A 15296-nucleotide genomic window follows, 5' to 3' on the forward strand; every position below is an offset into this window, starting at 1 on the left:
CATACACCGCCGTTCGGGCTTAGAGACGGCTTCTCTCCTTCCGTTTCCACTTCCCACTCCGCCGCTCGGGCGTAGAAACGACTTCTCTCCTACCGTTTCCCCTTCCTTCACCGCCGTTCGGGCTTAGAGACCGCTTCTCTCCTACCGTTTTCACTTCCTTCACCGCCGTTCGGGCGTACAGACGGCTTCTCTCCTTCCGTTTCCACTTCCCACTCCGCCGCTCGGGCGTAGAAACGACTTCTCTCCTACCGTTTCCCCTTCCTTCACCGCCGTTCGGGCTTAGAGACGGCTTCTCTCCTTCCGTTTTCACTTCCTTCACCGCCGTTCGGGCGTAGAAACGGCTTCTCTCTTACCGTTTCCCCTAACTCGATCAAATTCCGGGCGTAGAAAACCTCTTCTTCTCCTCATCAACTTTTCAGCACATAATAAAAAAAGCACAAGGCAGCAAGCCTCATGCTTTTTTCATTATTTATTTACTACTTCTTTCCCTTTGTAAGTACCGCATGCCGGGCATACACGGTGTGATAATTTCTGTTCACCGCAGCTTGGGCATTCTACCATACCAGGAACTTGTAGTTTAAAGTGTGTACGACGCTTTCTTTTTACAGTTTTAGACGTTCTTCTGAAAGGTACAGCCATTCTTCCCACCTCCTTAAAAAATGAGCATCTACTACATCATGTAATGTCTACTCTTGGTCTTTCTCAAAAAACTTAGCCAGTCCTGCAAGTCGTGGATCCACTTTTTCTTGTGTATCCTCTTCTGAAATGACGCCCCAGTCTTTACCAGATTGAGGTGCTGCTTCTTCCTTATCGGGAGAATCACTGAAAACCTGCATCGGCACTTCTAGGATAATCGCTTCTCGAATAATTGGCATTAAATCGACAACGTCTCCTTCGACCGTATGCAACTCTTCTTCATCTGTTTCATACTCGCCAGGCTGAAAAAGATAAGTTTCAGTTGTTTTTATCGTAAAAGGATAGTCCACATCAACCAACGTACGTGAACATGGTAAAACCATACTACCTTCCACAGTTAGATGAAACGTAGCTTTTCTTGAACTTAAATCAGCTCTTCCAGTTACGTGAACTGGTTTGACAGATCGAATTTCACTATGTGCCGTAATTTCACTTACATCAACTGTTTCATCGATTTCTAAACCTTTATGTTGTAACTGATTTAACTGGAATAATGTCCATTTCAACAAGATATTCACCTCAAGGCAACAAAAGTAATTATAGCTTTCGCAAGTTTATTTGTCAATATTTTTTCTTTACACTATAATTATAGACATAATAACGTAAATTGAACAAGTATCCAAGTAAATATTGATAAATGAAATATAGAAGAAGTGGGTGTGAAATGAAATCCTTAGGTGTAATTGTGGAGTACAACCCTTTTCATAACGGACATTTGTTTCATTTGACAGAATCCAAAAGACTGACAGGTGCAGATGTTGTAATAGCTGTAATGAGCGGGCAATTTCTTCAAAGAGGAGAACCTGCGCTTGTATCCAAGTGGACCCGTACAAAAATGGCACTATCTAATGGCATTGATATTGTTGTGGAATTGCCGTACGCATTTGCTACCCAGAAAGCAGAAGTTTTTGCTGGTGGCTCAATTTCCATTTTATCTGGATTAAAATGCGATAATGTGTGTTTTGGTAGTGAACAGGGTAACATTCAGGACTTTGAACGTACCATTCATTTAATGAACGATCATAAGGATACGTACGATTTGTACGTTCAGGAGTATATCGCAAAAGGTTACAGCTTTCCGAAAGCTTCTTCTCTCGCCTTCAAAAAATTGACTGAAAACAGAGAAAAAGTGTTGGATTTGACTCAACCGAATAATATCCTTGGCTTTCATTATGTAAAAGCAATACAAGATCAAAAAAGTTCCCTGCAACCTTGCACCATTGAAAGAACAGGGGCTGGCTATCATGATCCTGAGTTCAATGATTCCCCAATTGCCAGCGCAACAAGCATAAGGAAACATCTTTTTGATCATAGTGGAAATATTGAAAAGGTCCAAAGGTTTGTACCGGAACCTACATATAATCTGTTAGGCCACTATAAAGACCATGTAGGGAGTTTTCATCAATGGGAGGATTATTTCACTCTCCTAAAATACCGAGTTCTTTGTAGCACTCCTGCTGAGCTTTCAGAGATATATGAAGTGGAGGAAGGTCTTGAGCACAGATTAATCCATACGATGAAAGAAAGTTCTACTTTCCATGAATTTATGACCAAACTAAAGACTAAAAGATACACGTGGACAAGACTGCAGCGAATGTGCACTCATTTACTTACAAACACGAAAAAGGATGATATGTTGAAAGTTTCGTCATCAAAGCAAAGTGAGTATATTCGCTTGTTAGGTATGACAAAGCGTGGGCAAGCTTATTTGAAGAAAATAAAAAAAGAAGTGGAAATACCTATTCTTTCTAAAGTGTCTGGTGTGGAAAGTGCGATGCTTGATATGGATATTCGTGCAACGAATACGTATGCCATGAAATTTCAAGAACCCGCTCGGAGTGATTGGACGCTGCAGGAGTTTTCTAAACCACCTATACGCTATGATGAACAGGAACATAGGTTTATATAAAAATTTATCCGTCACCTGAGTAACTTAAATACCTTGTTTGTAACTTTTCACGGTCTTATTGTAACTACTTCTGAAGTTATTGTGACTTTTTAGACAGTTATTATGACTTTTTTAAGGATTATTGCGACATTTCGAAATTCGAAAAATTATTTCTCCCATAAATAACGCCTCACCACCATGAGGCCACTGAAAAAGTCATTGAATTAAGACTGTGTTTAGACACCGCTGTTGATTTCCGCAAATGGCTTCGCTTTCCTAGGTGCGTTGCTGGAGCCTCCTCGGCTACTACGCCTGTGGGGTCTCCACCTAGCGCTATCTCCCTCAGGAGTCTCCGCCTTTTGCAACAATCACCAGCTAGGAATCATTAAAAACTTTTCGTTATTAGTTTTTCAGTGGCCTCACCACCTTGTGTGAGGCGTTTTCCTTATTCATTATTAGCTTCTAATTGCTCCAAATACTTAATCGCATCTTCAAAGGTATCTACCGGCACAATCTTCATGGATGTGTTAATATCTTCTGCCGCTACTAGTGCCTCTTCATAATTAGACCCTTTCACACCTTTTTCATTTGGGGCAAAGAAAATATCAACGCCTGAGTTATCGGCGGCAACAATCTTTTGTGCGATTCCTCCAATGCGAAGGACTTCACCTTTTTCATTGATTGCTCCTGTACCAGCGATTTCATATCCTTTGGAGATGTCTTCTGCCATAAGTTGATTATATATTTCCAAAGAGAACATCAACCCAGCAGATGGACCTCCTATTTGAGCAGTATTGATTGTAATCGGAGGATCCATGGTAATTTCGTAATCTGTTAATAAACTGATTCCAAGCCCAGCACGGTTTGGGTCTTCGGGGTGCTCTCCTAATATAATGGAAGTTGTTTTCTCTTCCTCGTCACGATCAAAAGTAAGATCTATTGTGTCCCCAATATTTTTTTCACCGACTACTTCCATCAGTTCCTCTGCGGTCGCTGTTTGTTTACCATCAATATGTGTTATACGATCGCCAATATTAAGCTTACCTTCAGCTGCTAATCCTTTTTTAACACTGAACACATATACTCCTTTAGAAATGAGTTCAACTTCTTTGCCAGCCTTGTCATAAGCGATTTTTATAGCTGTTTCCTTAGAACTCTCCATCATATGTAACTGTCGGTAGTTATACTCTTCGTCCGTTTCATCCTCAGCACGGATCTGGTTAATAGGAAAGATATTTTGGTATTCACTTACTTTTGCAAAAGCATATGTAAAGATGTTTGCCTTCCCCATTTTAACGGTGGTCAGCATAAAACTTCCTTCGTCTTCATCGCCGCCTTCTACGGATACAAGGGGCCTTAATTCCTGCGCATCACCAGGACGTGTTATATAGTAGGGCAATGTCACAAAATTCAAGACCACTGCAAGCACTATCCCAATTAAAAGGGACCTCATAAAATATCTATTTTTCATGTTGCTGTTTCTCCTTCCACTCCTCTATCGTCTTCTTAATATAGGGTATTTGCAGTCTAGTCGCTTCTTCCCCGATTCGAATAATTTCTTCGATGTTGGTAAATGCCCGTGAACTATAGTGTGCAACAGACGGTCTTATCATAATATCTGCTTCCGTTTCACTTCGTTTTACCAACTCGTTTTGCATAATATCTATGGTTTGCAAAATAACATCGAATATGGAATCAACGGGTTCATTCGTTTTTACTTGTGAAACGTCAATCGCGATAACAATATCCGCACCCATTTCTTTCGCTACACTAGCAGGGACACGGTCTACAACTCCACCGTCGACCAGCAACCGCCCATTAACCTTTTCTGGAACAAAAATACCTGGAATGGATATACTTGCCCTCACTGCATCGGATATTGGTCCACTGGTTAAGATTACTTTCTCCGCTTTCTCCAAATCTGTGGTGACGATGGATAGGGGAATGTCTAATTCTTCAATGTTTTTGTTTTGAGTGAACATGCGGATAAGTTCTTTCACCCGGTTTCCACTCACAAATCCCATTTTGGGAACAGTAAAGTCCAGGTAATACTTTCGTTTGAATGCAGTGGCAATTTTATATAGGCGATCCATATCATGTCCCATTGCATAAAAGCTTCCTACAAGTGCGCCCATACTGCTTCCTGCAATCAAATCCACGTTTATATTCTCTTCCTGTAGTACTTTCAATGCGCCAAGGTGAGCAAAACCTCGTGCACCACCAGATCCCAATGCAATTCCTACTATAGGTTCTTTCAAGTTATCACCTCAAGCTGTTTACAGCCACCTAAAGCTTTACAGCACCAAATTATCAAGTCCTATACCATTATCCTTTGATTGTTCTAATTTATCATACGCTATTCCTTTTTCTTGGTGAACAAACTATGACGACTTGGGTCAATTTAAGTTCTAATTCACTATCCCTTTTACGTATATTGAAAGGTAAGGTGATAGGACAAACCTGGTTGCCAATCTAAGGGTAATTATTATTATTCTAACAAAAACCTATTCATTCTTGTACAAAAAAGAAATCAAGTGCTCATTGATTATTTTCATATGTGAACATATTAGTTGTTTTTTATACTTTTGAAGGGGGGTTAATCGGATGGACTATTCGAAGATAAAGACCGTTTTCTTTGCTATAAGTATTTCTCTACTTACACTCTCTCTTATTCTTAACCCCCAAGCATCTTTTCAAGCTAGTGTAAGAGGACTTAATATGTGGTGGGATATAGTTTTTCCGTCCCTACTGCCGTTTTTAATAATCAGTGAACTCCTAATTGGGTTTGGTGTTGTGGCGTTTATCGGGGTCCTATTAGAGCCTTTTATGCGGCCACTTTTCAGAGTGCCTGGTGTTGGAGGTTTTGTGTGGGCGATGGGCATGGCTTCAGGTTATCCTTCAGGAGCGAAATTAACCGTGAGGCTTCGTCAAGAAAATCAGATAACGCAAGTGGAAGGAGAAAGACTTGTCTCCTTCACGAATTCTTCAAATCCTCTTTTTATATTCGGAGCGATAGCAGTTGGTTTTTTTCACAATCCAAAAGTCGGCATTATACTTGCCGCTGCCCATTATATAGGTAATATTTGTGTCGGTTTGATTATGCGATTTTATGGACCTTACTATGTTTCCAAACGTCAAGATGAACTGTCTAGAAGTCCACAAAAAATATCTATCAGAAAAGCATTTTCCGAGTTGCACAAGACACGCCTAAAAAACAATAAACCGATTGGTAAACTGCTGGGGGAGGCAGTTTCGTCCAGTGTTCAAACATTGCTAATGGTTGGTGGATTTTTGATTCTGTTTTCAGTGTTAAACAGCATGCTTTCCATCATTTCCGTCACCGCAATCCTTGCAACACTTATCAGTGTATTTCTAGGTATATTTGATATTTCAAAAGACCTTAGCTATCCACTTATATCCGGACTGTTTGAAATCACTCTAGGCGGAAAATTAACAAGCGAAGTAAAAGGGGTCACTTTAATGGAGCAGATTATCATAACCAGCTTCTTCCTTGCTTTCAGCGGGTTCTCCGTTCAAGCACAGGTTGCAAGCATATTGGCCGAGTCCGATATTCGTTTCAAGCCTTTTTTCCTTGCTCGAATCCTGCATGGTGTGTTTGCAGCAGTTATTACATTTGTTCTATGGCAGCCGTTAGATCAAAGGTTAAATGGGTTTGAGACTGCTGATGGAGACTTGCCCGTTTTTTCGCCCTATTTGCCTGCAGGATTTTGGGAAACAGTTTTGGGCCTGTTTGAGACATATGGTCCTATTTTTACGATTGCCATGCTTTGGATTTACCTTTTGCTTCTGTTAAAAAAAGTTGGTAAAAATGAACATGCTTAAATGGTTATCAAAAAAAGCCGTCATGAAAATTGGTTTTCATGACAGCTTCCGTTTATTAGTTTATTTATGAAACTTCTTTTTCAGAGCTTCTTCCACTGTAGGCGGAACCAATTCTGCAACCGATCCATTATATTTCGCAACTTCCTTTACAATGCTTGAGCTTAAGAATGAGTACTGGTTATTAGTCATCATGAACAATGTTTCAATACTTTCATCTAATACTCTGTTCATGGAGGTGATTTGCATCTCATATTCGAAATCGGATACTGCGCGCAACCCTCTTACAATGGAACGGGCATTTTTGCTGTGTGCATAATCAATAAGCAAGCCATGGAATTCTTCTACTTCTACATTCCCAAATTCTTTTGTCACCTGCTTGATCATATCAACTCTCTCATCGACAGAAAATAAAGGTTTTTTAGATGAGTTATTTAGCACACAAACATACACCGTATCAAATACTTTAGAAGCCCTCTTGATTATATCTAGATGCCCGAAAGTTACCGGATCAAAACTTCCCGGACAAACTGCTACACTTGCCAAGTCATTCTCCCCCTTTTTCTCCACTGCTATGGTGGTAAACGGAGATGACCGTCAACCCATAGACTTCCTTTCTTGTTCTTTTAAACGTAGCCAGAATTTCAGGCAACTCCACTTCATTGCTATGTTCTGCCATGATCAGTCCGTTTTGTTCCAGAAGATCAAATTCACTTATTTTATGTATCAATTCCTCTAAATGATGCTTTTTATACGGGGGGTCTAATAAGATTAAATCAAATTTGACCTCACGTTTCTTTAATGCGTTTAGTGCTCTCACTGCATCGTTTCTATAGACTTCAACCTGTTCTCCTATATGGAAGGTTTCTATATTTTGCTTGATTGTCTGGATGGCTTTTCCGTCCTTGTCCACAAAGATTACTTTGTCCACCCCACGACTTAACGCTTCAATGCCAAGAGATCCACTTCCTCCAAATAGGTCAAGTGCCAAACCACCATCAAAATATGGACCGATAATATTAAACACGGACTCTTTCACTTTATCTGTAGTTGGTCTCGTATTCATTCCCGGAACCGCTTTCAATTGTCTACCTTTCCATTTACCTGAAACTACTCTCATCTTCTCACCATACTTTGTTTCTAAATTACCAATCATCAATATCCTATCATATTCGACATGAATTTCAAAAGTATTTCTCAGCTTCCATTTTAGTTTTATCAATTGTGTATAGCTTTACACCTTTTGGTTCATACTTAGTGTTAACAACATCCTTTCGTGTGATGTTGTTGCCAACCGCGGAGAAGACTTACGTTTCCCCATAAGTTCTTCCTCCGGTTTCTCCTCTCCCTTTGCCTTCTTAACCTTGATTCGTTTCAAGGGATGGAAGGACCCTGCCCGGACATCCGAGCAGGGTTTTTTTGTTAGGTTAGGTTGATGGCATATCAATATCAAAGACATTCTCATGTGTCTCACAGTGTGTTAAGCATAATTTTCCCCATTCGTGTTGATTCAAGATACCTTTCTGTGAAACATACCCTTCTATTTCCTCAAGACTTTTATCTTCTAATAGCTTTTCTTCTTCCTTGCTTAATAGCCCTTCTTGGACAAGGTAGTATAAAATTCCTGTTACAAGCATCCCTTTAATAGGAAGGCCCTTATTGGATAAAGAAGTATTCTTTCCGTAAAAATGATCATGAATGTACAAATCGATCAAACTTGTTATAAGAAACAAGGTGAACCAAAGCATCGATATACCTCCTTTAGACTGTATATTCGCTTCAATTTTCAAATGGAACATGGTAAAGTATGTGTGAGTAAAGCTCGTTGAGAGGAGAAATAAAATGATACAACGCTTTATTGAACTCGGAGAAGGCTATTCTGATATATATGAACTTATGGAGCTCGCAAGAAGTAATAAAAATAGACTGCAGCATCTCATTATGCTCCATACGGTGAAAAACGGACGAAATCTGTCTTCTTTTGTTGTTGTAATGAAACCTACAAACCCTGGTGACTTTCAAGCTCTTTATATTAGTTTGGAAGGGATTCCAAACCATCAAGTCCAACCTAATAAACGCGCTGCCCTTTTTCAAGAACTGGCTAAGGAATTGGATAAAGAAATTATTCAATTCGAAGTAAAATCTACAGATGTTTTTGCTGAAAAAGAGCTATATTTTCAATATTTAATTGGAATATTGCGGTTAAATCATTATATTCCCGCTTTAAGGTAATCATGAAACATATCCGTACCGGACATCTCTGTTTAATAGAAAAAGCAGTATCAAACCTAATCTCTTAAGTTTGTACTGCTTTTTCTATAAGCCCATCTTATAGTCATATTCTTTTGCTTTGTCCGGTCTGGAGTTTTCATAATGCGTTTTTATGGACGGCTTATGTGAAACCTCTACCTTTTTAACATAAGATTGTCTGTTAAGCTTCTCCACCAACGCTTCCGTATCCTCACTGTTACAATAGAACAGGACATATTTCAATTTTTTTGATATGTAGATGACATTTCCATAGCGCCTCAGCAGTTTGGCTTGTTTCAATGAATGTAGCCACACCACAATGCCTTGTCTTTGTGATAGCATATGATTTACCCCTTTAAAATATTGATCCATGTTATATTATAGTTTAGCATGAATGGAAAAATTATGACATACTTAACGCACACCAATTAGGGATTATTCCATTATAAAATAGAGGAAAGGACGTTTTTTATGGAGTTGGAACAGATTTGGGATGTATTTTTAGAAGAACTTGATAAAAATGTTTTAGTCTTGAGCTGTTTCCGAAAACATGTAGCTGGAATTCCCTTTTTATACGTAGATGTTGATCCTAAACATATTAATGATTGGGAAGATAAAGGCATGTCCTTTATTGAAGTTTGTTCAAAAGTAGCGATGCATAAGAAGAAAGTGACAGTGGAAACGCATTTTGTGAGAAGCAAAAAATCTTTGTTTGTTTATAGGCACCGCTTCTATGTCCCTCAGGAAAAGATGTTTTGTTGTGGCAACCTTTGTGAGGATTGTATTCGGTTAAGAGTAAAATAATTTAGTTGATTGGTTATACTCCTCTATTGATTTCTGCAAATGGCTTCGCTTTCCTACTGCTCCAATCAACAGCTATGTGTATTTAGCTTAGCTCCAAACTTACCATTTAAACACAAAAAAAGAAGCTACAATTAAGCAGCTTCTTTTTTATTAACTTGCTTTACATCCACAACCGCCGCCTGAGCCACAGCCGCCTCCGCAGCTTGATAAGGAATCAAAGAATGGGTTACCAGTTGGAACTTTTACATTTGTCGAAACTGCCTGTCCTATCATCACACTGATTTCATCAAGTGTTTTTTGAATGGCATCTTCAGCTTGTTTAAAAGCATGGACGGTTTCGTGGAGATCCACTTTCCGTTTCAACTCCCGTGTTTCTAGGGTTACTTTGCGATAGTCGGGGTGATATTTCCCGAATCGCTGAACTTCCTCATATCTTTCTTTTATAGAATCGAATGCACGGATAAGCTCCTGCGCTTCTTCGTCATGTTGTAAGTTATATAAACAGCGATGATAGTCTTCAGCAAGTTCGGACTGCCAAATCATTTTCGCTAATTCTTCTGCTTTTTCAACCATTTGAACATGCTCATAAGTTGCAATCATCATCGAATACACCTCCAAATCCATCATACCATGTTTTTCTAGAGATGTATAATACCCAAAGAGGTGATTAAATTTCCACTTGGATTGTCTGTTCTACACCGTATTCAGTCTCATCATTATGAAGCAATTTGACCGTAAGAATATGTTCTCCTTTTGGTACGCCTTTAAGTATGAATGCACCTTTTGCGAAACTTCCCCATTTTTTATTATCTACGTACACAATTACCTGGCCTTCTCCTTCTTTTTTTGCCTTGCTGTTCTCTTTGAATTTAAAATTTGGTGTGACAATACATTCTACATAGATATCCTGATTTTTCACGGAATGATGCAAAGTCATGGAGATGTCTTGATCTTTTGATTTAGTATTTGTTGAAATGACCTCCATCACCTCTACTTCTGTTGCTGCTTCACTTTCGGGCTTTTGTTGGTCTTCTTTACAACCTCCAAGGGTTAGTGTTAATAAGCAGATCATAATAATTAAAGATCGTTTCATATTTTTGCTCCTTTCTTATACTGCTATTTCTATAGTTTGAGAAAGGAGGATATATTCTATTCTAATAAAAAAACGCCCACTTATAAGTGGCGCGCATGAATTTGAAGTTTAGTCCATATTCTTCATCGTTTGAAACATGTGAACCATCATGGAAGCCATTTGAACGGAGTTTTGAAATTTCTCCACTTTATGAGGAATCGTTTGCTTGTAATAATGCATGGAGGATAACTCAAAGTCGTTAAGCTTATCAGGTTCTCTAGTAAGGGTGCGATACCATATAGGTTGTTCGCGTAAGTAACTTTTTAACGTTTTCTTTTTTTGGATATATTCATAGACGTCTTTTCTCATTTGCCTCATCCATTCCTAGTCTTTTCTAAACGAAAACGGATTTTTTACTCCTTGGGTCGGGGAACTGCTACCTTTGGTTGAATTCGGAATGAACTGTTGTATTAACTCCTGGATATTGCCTATAGCAGAATTGACATTAGTCAGATGATACTGCATCTGGTTCACATCCATTTTTTTCAATGATTGCAGCAGTAGAGGAATAACATCGGATTTTTTTTCTGTTTTCTCCTCTTGTGTTTCGTCATCACGGAAATTTTTCCAACTTTCGTCCTCTTCTCCGAGCAAATACCATTCCTCAAATAAATCCTGCCAAGTCTTTTTCTTACTCTTGACTTCCTGTGAAAGCTTTGGATGTCGTTTTACAAAGTCTTTGAACTTTTCGATGCTAGGATGTTTTTGATTAGTTGCCATTCTCTCACCTCTCTCCTCGTTAATATGCCTAGTTTATTTTATTTGGAAAAAGTAAAAGCGTTCGCCTATTTTTCTTTTCTTCCGTGCTCGCCCTTGATAAGATGTAGGTAAACTTTTTGGAGAAAGAAGGACAGAGTAATGGATATTAAGCAGCAATGGAACCACTTTTTATCAGATGCTACGGAGGAGGAAAAACATGTAGCTTCCCTATACCTAAAAAGCATCGAACGCATAAGGAATGGTTCGAACAGTACTCACATTGGCGCACTTATGGATATAAACAGTGAATTTCAAGAACCAGATACTTTAACCATGCGGATACCAAACAGCGAACTGCTTCAGAATTCGTTAGATATTTTACACGGAGGTTTAACGGCGACATTGCTTGACTCTGCTATGGGAACGCTCGCTTTCAAATTAATCCCGAAAGACAAAGCTGCCGTTACGACTGAAATGAAAGTGAATTACGTAGCAAAAGGCGTAGGAGATCATTTTACCTGTGTGGCTTCTGTGATTCATAAAGGAACAAAGTTATTGGTGATGGAAGGCAAAGTCTTTCGAAGTGATGGTGTTTTGATTGCACATGCAACAGGCAGTTTCTTTGTTATTCCAAAAAGAACCTAGAAAGGAAGGGTGATATGGTTACTGCCATCGTTATCCCTATTCTGATTGGTTATTTTTATTGGATTACCAAAAAGGAAGCTAAGAAACAGAAAGAGCGTTGGGAGAACCTCTCACACGTACCTTCTGAAGCTAGAGTGGAAGGAAAACTTCTGTCGATACATACAGAGAATAAACGCTTTTATCATCAACTGTATATACTTGAAACTACTTGTCGGATACAAAATGATCATGGTCTTACAACGATAGTATATAGGCAACCATTTACTCCTACAATTACCGCTCCTTCGTTTAATAAGGGAGATCAATTACAGATTGTTGGAAGCTGGGATGGTGAAGTTTTTCTTGCAGGCAATATGAAATTGGTGAACAGAAAAATGTCTTGAATGAAGCATCTGGAAAAGTCTTTGATTTTAGTTGTTGATTAGACACCGCTGTTGATTTCCGCAAATGGCTTCGCTTTCCTAGGGAAGGTGCTTGAGCCTCCTCGCTATTCGTTGCGGGGTCTCAAGCTACCTTTATCTCCCTCAGGAGTCTTCGCCTTTTGCTCCAATCAACAGCTAGGAATCATCATAAACTATACGTTTCCAGTTTCAGTGACGTTCTTTGAATGACTGTCTTTTTTCTGTTCTACCATGTTTCAATAAAATTTTGGGTATAATATTTCTCCTTCACTCCTACTCCAAGGTGAGTGAACCTTGGATTTAATAACGTATTCCTGTGCCCTTCACTATTTAACCAGCCTTCCACTGCTGCAACCCCGTCCACGTACTTTGCAGCGATATTTTCCCCAGCCAAACGAAATGGGACTTCTCCTACTGTAAGTCTATCAGTTAAGTTCCCTTTTGTAGGGGAGGTATGAGAAAAATAGTCTTGCTCCCTCATATCTTTACTATGTAAGTATGCAACCCTTGCTGTTTCTTCATCCCATTCTACTGGTGAAAGCTCAAAGCGATGTCTAATAATATTAGTAAAGTCAATAATTTGTTTTGCATCCCCTTCTTCAACCCTAGCCCATTCTTCTTCGCTTAACTCTCTCGGTTCGACTAAAGGGCCTCTATATAAAAGTTCATAAGGGCGTTGTTTAATCAAGGTAGAGCTGTCCATATAGCGAACACTTGAAAGAGTTTGTTCAAAATTATCAAAGTACAACTGTACATAGAAATCTTCTATTTTAAGCAAAGGTCTAGTTTTCAATTCTTCTTCTTTTAACTGAAAACGATAAGAACCTTCTTCATGCGAAACTGTCATATCATTTGAAAAGTTGTAAGTATTATTCAACTCGTCGTAAGACTGCCCTACCTTAAACAGTTCATTTTCACTTTCACTTCCTGTACTAAAAATAGTGACGATTTTCCCCTCACTCACGCCAAATTGCATGTAATTCTCCAAATTCCCATTATATATCCACCATTCATAGTCATAGGAGGACAGATCCTTTCTAACCGGTTCTCCCAGCTTGTCCATTAAGAATTGAGGATCTTTCCCCATAAAAGTAGCTAGTCCGCCGATCTCTTGATTCATTTGTATTTCAGATTGTACAAAAGCTTTGTCTTCTGATTGTCTCTTTTCTGTGGCGATTTGGCCAGTTAGTGGTTGTTCTGTTATCAGCTGCTCCAATTCATGTGGTTCGACATTAACAAATAAATATAAACAAAATGCAATAAATAGCAAAAAGAATAAACCCCTCATGTCTCTTTTCCCTCCCTTTTCTATCATTATATTTACTAGATTCACTTTCATTCACAATTTTATAGTAGAGTTATTCTATCTATACCCTATTACAGAAGAATGAATACTTTTCTAGACATAAAAACAAAGAACTGAATCTAGGTAGATTCAGTCCCTAAAGAAACGATTAACTTTCAGAGATATCGCTTAAGGCATCTCCCGCTTGGTCGTCTGAATAATCCCGTACAGCCAAGTCTCCAAGTGATACTATTCCGATTAAATGACCATTTTCCACTACAGGTAATCTTCGTACTTGATGTTCTGCCATTAGATGGGAAGCCTCGGCAACAGAAGTATCAGGACTAATGGTAATTAAGTGGTCGCTCATCACATTTGTTACTGGATTAGAACCTGGATGTTTTTCTGCAATACCTCGGACAACTAGGTCCCTATCTGTAATCATTCCCAATAGCTGTCCATTTTCCACAATTGGAATGGCCCCTACATTCAAATCCTTCATTTTTGTTGCAACTTCGAACACATTATCCAATGGTGTGCAACAATCTACATCCGTTGTCATAACATCTCTTACCGTTTGCATTTTTTCTACCTCCGTATCATGTCATACATAGCTGTACACTATTTTGAAGAGGATAAAGGTATCTTCTTCTATAATGATAGGTTCACCATTTTCTACAAAATCATGAATTTTTCCAAAAAACTTAAGTGGACCGGCCTGAGATTGAGAACCTTTTATTGAAAGTTGTCCGCTTTCGTACTATTATTAAACAGGGAGCATGCTTAATTAGGTTTCATAGTGATAGAAAAAGGAGTGTACATACATGAAGATTGAGAATACAGGTTTTGAAAATGAAAGAGTGGAATTATCCCGTTTAACAGACATTATGGAAGATTTAGGTTTTGACCTTGCTGGTCAATGGGACTATGAGCGAGTAACATTTGATCGTAAATTTGAAACAAAAGAAGGCACATTCTACCTTCGATTACAAGGCTACGCTGTTGAAGGTGATATTGGTGGTTCACATGCCATCATTAATTTGATGACACCGCTTTTAGGTAAGCATTACTATCCACATGGTGTGGAGTATGGAGAAGGCGAAACATTTCCTTCCAATATAGTATCCACTTCCACTTCTTTATTAAAACAAGCTAAAGAACGTATGGATTCCATTAAATAATTGAAATGAATTCTGAAGGTGAATTGCAGGCATAACGGGCTTGCTTCACCTTTTTTTATTTAAACTTTATTTGATCCATATATGATTTACGTATATATTTACTTCAGATACTGTTTCTCCAGTAATGACTTCAATTTCTTTCTTTATCAATGCTTGTAGCTCCTTGCATTTTTGTGGAATACATTTGTTGTGTACGACAGCAACAAAAAGCTCGATACATAGTTTTTTTTCTATATTATAATTAATAACTGCATAATTGATTTGGTCTCTATTTATGAAAGAGTACAATTTTCCTACCGACTTAGGTGGAAGAAGTTTGATATCACCAATATCTGAAACACAGATAGATATTACAGTTTGCAACAGCATATTACTCATCTCTTCCTGACCTTTATTCAGTACCAACATCTTGTATACCTCCTTTTCTCTTCAGGGATTTTATTAGTTTATGCTAATATTCACTAACTGTGCTTCC

General features: G+C 38.6%; 22 protein-coding genes. 7 read left to right on the forward strand and 15 right to left on the reverse strand.

What is annotated here, in order from left to right:
- Nucleotides 1-465 precede the first annotated feature (465 nt).
- Nucleotides 466-639, reverse strand: a complete 174-nt coding sequence (gene rpmF, locus AAV98_RS17535; RefSeq protein ID WP_010193033.1) for a 50S ribosomal protein L32 — start codon at nucleotides 637-639, stop codon at nucleotides 466-468.
- A gap of 47 nt (nucleotides 640-686) precedes the next feature.
- Nucleotides 687-1202, reverse strand: a complete 516-nt coding sequence (locus AAV98_RS17540) for a YceD family protein (protein ID WP_060666832.1) — start codon at nucleotides 1200-1202, stop codon at nucleotides 687-689.
- A 158-nt stretch (nucleotides 1203-1360) separates the two neighbouring features.
- Between AAV98_RS17540 and AAV98_RS17545 the strand changes: the two genes are divergently transcribed.
- Entirely contained in the window at nucleotides 1361-2605 is a 1245-nt protein-coding gene (locus AAV98_RS17545) for a nucleotidyltransferase (RefSeq protein ID WP_060666833.1), read from the forward strand.
- 424 nt (nucleotides 2606-3029) lie between these two features.
- Here the strand turns inward: AAV98_RS17545 and AAV98_RS17550 are convergent, their stop codons facing one another.
- Nucleotides 3030-4055 (reverse strand): SepM family pheromone-processing serine protease, encoded by a 1026-nt coding sequence (locus tag AAV98_RS17550; protein WP_060666834.1) that lies wholly within the window; start codon nucleotides 4053-4055, stop codon nucleotides 3030-3032.
- A complete protein-coding gene (locus AAV98_RS17555; protein ID WP_060666835.1) occupies nucleotides 4045-4842 on the reverse strand; it encodes a patatin-like phospholipase family protein in 798 nt (265 codons plus the stop codon). Before AAV98_RS17555 ends, AAV98_RS17550 begins: the two co-directional genes overlap by 11 nt.
- A 346-nt stretch (nucleotides 4843-5188) precedes the next feature.
- Here AAV98_RS17555 and ylbJ point away from each other — a divergent pair, with 346 nt between their 5' ends.
- A complete protein-coding gene (gene ylbJ, locus AAV98_RS17560) occupies nucleotides 5189-6427 on the forward strand; it encodes a sporulation integral membrane protein YlbJ (protein ID WP_060666836.1) in 1239 nt (412 codons plus the stop codon).
- A 60-nt stretch (nucleotides 6428-6487) separates the two neighbouring features.
- Here ylbJ and coaD read toward each other — a convergent pair whose 3' ends face one another.
- From coaD to AAV98_RS17575, 3 genes are all read right to left on the reverse strand, one after another.
- On the reverse strand, nucleotides 6488-6970 hold the full coding sequence (gene coaD, locus AAV98_RS17565; RefSeq protein WP_060666837.1) for a pantetheine-phosphate adenylyltransferase: 483 nt from the start codon (nucleotides 6968-6970) through the stop codon (nucleotides 6488-6490).
- Between the two features lies 1 nt (nucleotide 6971).
- Complete coding sequence (gene rsmD, locus AAV98_RS17570; protein ID WP_060666879.1) at nucleotides 6972-7544, reverse strand: 16S rRNA (guanine(966)-N(2))-methyltransferase RsmD; 573 nt, start codon at nucleotides 7542-7544, stop codon at nucleotides 6972-6974.
- Nucleotides 7545-7851: 307 nt separating this feature from the next.
- A complete protein-coding gene (locus tag AAV98_RS17575; protein WP_060666838.1) occupies nucleotides 7852-8172 on the reverse strand; it encodes a hypothetical protein in 321 nt (106 codons plus the stop codon).
- A 94-nt stretch (nucleotides 8173-8266) separates the two neighbouring features.
- On the opposite strand from AAV98_RS17575, the gene AAV98_RS17580 reads away from it, so the two are divergent.
- Nucleotides 8267-8656, forward strand: a complete 390-nt coding sequence (locus AAV98_RS17580; RefSeq protein WP_060666839.1) for a DUF7147 family protein — start codon at nucleotides 8267-8269, stop codon at nucleotides 8654-8656.
- Nucleotides 8657-8740: 84 nt separating this feature from the next.
- On the opposite strand, the gene AAV98_RS17585 is transcribed toward AAV98_RS17580, so the two are convergent.
- Complete coding sequence (locus AAV98_RS17585) at nucleotides 8741-9016, reverse strand: YlbG family protein (protein WP_060666840.1); 276 nt, start codon at nucleotides 9014-9016, stop codon at nucleotides 8741-8743.
- Nucleotides 9017-9145: 129 nt separating this feature from the next.
- Between AAV98_RS17585 and AAV98_RS17590 the strand changes: the two genes are divergently transcribed.
- Nucleotides 9146-9478: a hypothetical protein gene (locus AAV98_RS17590; RefSeq protein WP_060666841.1), complete on the forward strand. Its 333-nt coding sequence runs from the start codon at nucleotides 9146-9148 to the stop codon at nucleotides 9476-9478.
- Nucleotides 9479-9628: 150 nt separating this feature from the next.
- Here the strand turns inward: AAV98_RS17590 and AAV98_RS17595 are convergent, their stop codons facing one another.
- The 4 genes from AAV98_RS17595 to AAV98_RS17610 form a co-directional block, all read right to left on the reverse strand.
- A complete protein-coding gene (locus AAV98_RS17595) occupies nucleotides 9629-10078 on the reverse strand; it encodes a YlbF family regulator (protein WP_060666880.1) in 450 nt (149 codons plus the stop codon).
- Nucleotides 10079-10145: 67 nt separating this feature from the next.
- Nucleotides 10146-10571 (reverse strand): hypothetical protein, encoded by a 426-nt coding sequence (locus tag AAV98_RS17600; protein WP_060666842.1) that lies wholly within the window; start codon nucleotides 10569-10571, stop codon nucleotides 10146-10148.
- A gap of 108 nt (nucleotides 10572-10679) precedes the next feature.
- Nucleotides 10680-10919 carry a YlbE-like family protein gene (locus AAV98_RS17605; RefSeq protein WP_060666843.1) on the reverse strand — a complete coding sequence of 80 codons (240 nt, stop codon included), beginning with the start codon at nucleotides 10917-10919 and terminating at the stop codon, nucleotides 10680-10682.
- Nucleotides 10920-10934: 15 nt separating this feature from the next.
- Nucleotides 10935-11330 carry a YlbD family protein gene (locus AAV98_RS17610; protein ID WP_060666844.1) on the reverse strand — a complete coding sequence of 132 codons (396 nt, stop codon included), beginning with the start codon at nucleotides 11328-11330 and terminating at the stop codon, nucleotides 10935-10937.
- A 138-nt stretch (nucleotides 11331-11468) separates the two neighbouring features.
- On the opposite strand from AAV98_RS17610, the gene AAV98_RS17615 reads away from it, so the two are divergent.
- Together AAV98_RS17615 and AAV98_RS17620 are read left to right on the forward strand one after the other, a co-directional pair.
- Nucleotides 11469-11954, forward strand: a complete 486-nt coding sequence (locus tag AAV98_RS17615; RefSeq protein WP_060666845.1) for a PaaI family thioesterase — start codon at nucleotides 11469-11471, stop codon at nucleotides 11952-11954.
- 14 nt (nucleotides 11955-11968) lie between these two features.
- On the forward strand, nucleotides 11969-12337 hold the full coding sequence (locus tag AAV98_RS17620; RefSeq protein ID WP_060666846.1) for a hypothetical protein: 369 nt from the start codon (nucleotides 11969-11971) through the stop codon (nucleotides 12335-12337).
- 244 nt (nucleotides 12338-12581) lie between these two features.
- Here AAV98_RS17620 and AAV98_RS17625 read toward each other — a convergent pair whose 3' ends face one another.
- A complete protein-coding gene (locus tag AAV98_RS17625) occupies nucleotides 12582-13643 on the reverse strand; it encodes a CAP domain-containing protein (protein WP_060666847.1) in 1062 nt (353 codons plus the stop codon).
- Nucleotides 13644-13809: 166 nt separating this feature from the next.
- Nucleotides 13810-14223, reverse strand: coding sequence for a CBS domain-containing protein (locus AAV98_RS17630; RefSeq protein ID WP_060666848.1), 414 nt, complete (start codon nucleotides 14221-14223; stop codon nucleotides 13810-13812).
- 241 nt (nucleotides 14224-14464) lie between these two features.
- Here AAV98_RS17630 and AAV98_RS17635 point away from each other — a divergent pair, with 241 nt between their 5' ends.
- Nucleotides 14465-14821: a YugN family protein gene (locus tag AAV98_RS17635; RefSeq protein ID WP_060666849.1), complete on the forward strand. Its 357-nt coding sequence runs from the start codon at nucleotides 14465-14467 to the stop codon at nucleotides 14819-14821.
- Between the two features lie 66 nt (nucleotides 14822-14887).
- Here AAV98_RS17635 and AAV98_RS17640 read toward each other — a convergent pair whose 3' ends face one another.
- Complete coding sequence (locus tag AAV98_RS17640; protein WP_060666850.1) at nucleotides 14888-15229, reverse strand: Asp23/Gls24 family envelope stress response protein; 342 nt, start codon at nucleotides 15227-15229, stop codon at nucleotides 14888-14890.
- Nucleotides 15230-15296: the final 67 nt, after the last annotated feature.

It is taken from the genome of Bacillus sp. CHD6a (assembly GCF_001293645.1).
Classification (GTDB): domain Bacteria; phylum Bacillota; class Bacilli; order Bacillales; family Bacillaceae_I; genus Sutcliffiella_A.

Coding starts and splice junctions, on each gene's coding strand:
- AAV98_RS17545 (WP_060666833.1), top strand. CDS start 1,361: ATGAAATCCTTAGGTGTAATTGTGGAGTACAACCCTTTTCATAACGGA.
- AAV98_RS17605 (WP_060666843.1), bottom strand. CDS start 10,919: ATGAGAAAAGACGTCTATGAATATATCCAAAAAAAGAAAACGTTAAAA.
- AAV98_RS17630 (WP_060666848.1), bottom strand. CDS start 14,223: ATGCAAACGGTAAGAGATGTTATGACAACGGATGTAGATTGTTGCACA.
- ylbJ (WP_060666836.1), top strand. CDS start 5,189: ATGGACTATTCGAAGATAAAGACCGTTTTCTTTGCTATAAGTATTTCT.
- rsmD (WP_060666879.1), bottom strand. CDS start 7,544: ATGAGAGTAGTTTCAGGTAAATGGAAAGGTAGACAATTGAAAGCGGTT.
- AAV98_RS17600 (WP_060666842.1), bottom strand. CDS start 10,571: ATGAAACGATCTTTAATTATTATGATCTGCTTATTAACACTAACCCTT.
- AAV98_RS17595 (WP_060666880.1), bottom strand. CDS start 10,078: ATGATTGCAACTTATGAGCATGTTCAAATGGTTGAAAAAGCAGAAGAA.
- AAV98_RS17625 (WP_060666847.1), bottom strand. CDS start 13,643: ATGAGGGGTTTATTCTTTTTGCTATTTATTGCATTTTGTTTATATTTA.
- AAV98_RS17640 (WP_060666850.1), bottom strand. CDS start 15,229: ATGTTGGTACTGAATAAAGGTCAGGAAGAGATGAGTAATATGCTGTTG.
- AAV98_RS17575 (WP_060666838.1), bottom strand. CDS start 8,172: ATGCTTTGGTTCACCTTGTTTCTTATAACAAGTTTGATCGATTTGTAC.
- AAV98_RS17615 (WP_060666845.1), top strand. CDS start 11,469: ATGGATATTAAGCAGCAATGGAACCACTTTTTATCAGATGCTACGGAG.
- AAV98_RS17550 (WP_060666834.1), bottom strand. CDS start 4,055: ATGAAAAATAGATATTTTATGAGGTCCCTTTTAATTGGGATAGTGCTT.
- rpmF (WP_010193033.1), bottom strand. CDS start 639: ATGGCTGTACCTTTCAGAAGAACGTCTAAAACTGTAAAAAGAAAGCGT.
- AAV98_RS17580 (WP_060666839.1), top strand. CDS start 8,267: ATGATACAACGCTTTATTGAACTCGGAGAAGGCTATTCTGATATATAT.
- AAV98_RS17590 (WP_060666841.1), top strand. CDS start 9,146: ATGGAGTTGGAACAGATTTGGGATGTATTTTTAGAAGAACTTGATAAA.
- AAV98_RS17620 (WP_060666846.1), top strand. CDS start 11,969: ATGGTTACTGCCATCGTTATCCCTATTCTGATTGGTTATTTTTATTGG.
- AAV98_RS17610 (WP_060666844.1), bottom strand. CDS start 11,330: ATGGCAACTAATCAAAAACATCCTAGCATCGAAAAGTTCAAAGACTTT.
- AAV98_RS17635 (WP_060666849.1), top strand. CDS start 14,465: ATGAAGATTGAGAATACAGGTTTTGAAAATGAAAGAGTGGAATTATCC.
- AAV98_RS17585 (WP_060666840.1), bottom strand. CDS start 9,016: ATGCTATCACAAAGACAAGGCATTGTGGTGTGGCTACATTCATTGAAA.